The organism is Rhizobacter sp. P1_G5, assembly GCF_056405435.1.
In genome coordinates this window covers 1-2412 of record NZ_JBFUCB010000785.1, presented here as the reverse complement: position 1 = coordinate 2412, position 2412 = coordinate 1, and the positions used below count along the sequence as shown (strand labels likewise).

Sequence of the window (2412 nt, the reverse complement as noted above, 5' to 3'; positions counted from 1 at the left end):
GCGCCCGACAATTGCTGGGCCGATGATCATCGTGCACTTTGTTCCTCTGGCTGGTGCAGAGCAGGGTGAGCGTCTCGACATCCAGGATCTCTACCAGCGAGCGGACGTGAAGTTCGGCCGCACCGGTGGCTTCGAGCCTTCAAGGCAAACCAACCTAGACGGCGTGTTGTACGCGGCGCCAGCGGCAGGCTCGAATGACGCCAGCAAGTGGTACGTGCAGGTCTTCCGCAACGGTGCCATCGAATTCGTGACCAACGTTTCGGCTCAGGACAATGGGCTGAGCGGACCGGGCACGAAGTTCATAAGCGCGTCCATGGCGGGGCAAGAGATCCGCCACCATTGCCTCCAGGCAATTGAGTCCGCACGCACGCTCGGAATGATTGGGCCTGCGATTCTTGGCGTCTCTGCGATTGGAGTGGGTGCGGCGCCCTTTCGAATGCTCGGTCCAAACGGTTCGACGTTTGACGGCACGCCGGCACCTCAGGGGGACTTCCTTCTCCCCGAACAGTGGATTGATGAAGTCTCCAGCCATACCGAGGGTGAAGCGAATGTGAATCGCCTGCTCGACACCCTGTGGCAATGCTTCGGTCAAGTCCGCTGTGATCTCTATTCGCGCGCGGGCTCATGGTCACCATCAAGATAGGCGACACCCGATACAGCTTTTCAAGAAGCAGTCCTGAAGAGCAACCCGACTGAAGGCCTTACAGCGTTCATTCTCAAGTCGTACGCGCACTACGGCGCAACCCCGTTCGCTTTGTGGCCGAAGCTGTCCAAGTACTGGATACGCTTCCTCCACCATCGACGCGCCGCCTCCGGCAATGTCTTCGCGTTCGCCTTCAACGGGTGCCGCTCGTCACGGCTCAAGTAGCCGCCGAACGCATTGAGTTGCTTGCCCTTGAATTCGACGATGCCGCCCTCGTCCGCAACGCTGAACGCCCGCGGTCCATAGATGGTGCTTCGGTAGATGAACTCGGCCATCCGAGAAGCCTACCTCAGCGAGGCGGCATCTGTCTTTGATACGAGGAGGCCATGAGGTTGGGGCGCGGATGACGGCTGTCAGCCAGTACGGTCGTTCGATCGAGCGCCGCCGACAGGCCGCTCTCAGTCTGAAGCCGACTGCGGCGATGCATCGAGAGCGACCGTTGGTGATCCATCACAGAGCCTGCCACTTGCGACAACTCGCTGCGCACTCGGAACTCCACGTCCGAAACCGGCCAGCCCGCGCCTCCCACAACAACGACGATGCCGGCTCCCCCTCACCGGACCCCGCCATGCATCACTTCCAGTTGATCTCCCTGCCCCCCACCGCCTTCGCCCCGCTCTTCACCCTCTCCGACCAAGCCCTCGCCCAACGCGGCGCACAACGCCACATCGCCACCGAAAACACCGGCTACCCCTGCCGCATCAGCCTCGAAGACGCCCAGCAAGGCGACGAGCTCCTGCTGCTCCCCTACGAGCACCAACCCGCCGCCAGCCCCTACCGCGCCTCCGGCCCGATCTACGTGCGCCGCGGCGCCGTGCAGCGCGTGCTGCCGCCCGATGAAGTGCCGCCCTACCTCAGCTCGCGCCTGCTCTCCGTGCGCGCCTACGATGCGGCCCACCAGATCGTCGACGCCAGCGTGCGCGAGGGCACGCACGTCGCCGAAGAGATCGAGCGCTTCTTCAGCAACGCCGAGGTCGCCTACCTCCACCTGCATTTCGCCAAGCGCGGCTGCTTCGCCTGCCGGGTCGATCGCGCCAGCTGACCAACTTCTCGTCAAGCTTGGGGATGACGCCTTGGGTCGTCCAGCGCGACGCTACGGCATCGAGACGATCCTGCTGCAACCAACGGGAGATCAGGCGATGCCAGACACGACACAGGCGCTGGTGATCGTCGCAGAAGACGAGGCGAGCGCTGCCCGGCTCAACGCCGAGTTTTCGGCGCAGCAATCCCCCGGGCGCATCCTCAAGCGCGACAACCTCGACGGCAGCGCGGCGACGTGGATGGTCGTGGCAACCACCGCCCTCACCGTGCTGCCCAAGATCCTGGACAGCCTGGCCAAGGTGATCGAGGCGCTGAAGGTGCGATCGATCAAGATCGGCGACAAGGAGATCCGCAACCCGACTGCCGCAGACATCCGTGCCCTGCGCAAGTCCTTCGAACAAGCCGACGACTGAGCTACCCCATGGACGCGCTCGTCGTCGAGGCGCTGCTGGCCAGCCAGGTCGGCCGGGGCGCACGCGTCACCAAGTACGATCGATCGCCGGCCAACCGCTCGCCGATCAACTTCATGCTCGACCACGTCGTGCAAGAACTCGATACACCGTTTGACTTGTTCTGGGTCGACGGCGGCTTGCCCGAACTGTTCTGCATCCATGGCACGGATCCGAACCTGGTGGTCTTCAACACGCGCTACGTCGAACTGGTGTACC

5 protein-coding genes are annotated in these 2412 nt (G+C 63.4%); 4 read left to right on the top strand and 1 reads right to left on the bottom strand.

Annotated elements, in window-relative coordinates; genetic code table 11:
- Positions 1–643 (top strand): hypothetical protein (locus AC1D12_RS31030; RefSeq protein ID WP_477845049.1); only part of this gene is annotated, 643 nt, incomplete at its 5' end.
- 89 nt (positions 644–732) lie between these two features.
- Here AC1D12_RS31030 and AC1D12_RS31025 read toward each other — a convergent pair.
- Entirely contained in the window at positions 733–978 is a 246-nt protein-coding gene (locus AC1D12_RS31025) for a hypothetical protein (RefSeq protein WP_477845048.1), read from the bottom strand.
- A 293-nt stretch (positions 979–1271) separates the two neighbouring features.
- On the opposite strand from AC1D12_RS31025, the gene AC1D12_RS31020 reads away from it, so the two are divergent.
- From AC1D12_RS31020 to AC1D12_RS31010, 3 genes are all read left to right on the top strand, one after another.
- Entirely contained in the window at positions 1272–1745 is a 474-nt protein-coding gene (locus AC1D12_RS31020; RefSeq protein WP_477845047.1) for a DUF1203 domain-containing protein, read from the top strand.
- Between the two features lie 31 nt (positions 1746–1776).
- Positions 1777–2157, top strand: coding sequence for a hypothetical protein (locus AC1D12_RS31015; RefSeq protein ID WP_477845046.1), 381 nt, complete (start codon positions 1777–1779; stop codon positions 2155–2157).
- A gap of 8 nt (positions 2158–2165) precedes the next feature.
- Positions 2166–2412: hypothetical protein (locus AC1D12_RS31010; RefSeq protein ID WP_477845045.1), on the top strand; the 247-nt coding region annotated here is incomplete at its 3' end.

Coding starts and splice junctions, on each gene's coding strand:
- AC1D12_RS31025 (WP_477845048.1), bottom strand. CDS start 978: ATGGCCGAGTTCATCTACCGAAGCACCATCTATGGACCGCGGGCGTTC.
- AC1D12_RS31020 (WP_477845047.1), top strand. CDS start 1,272: ATGCATCACTTCCAGTTGATCTCCCTGCCCCCCACCGCCTTCGCCCCG.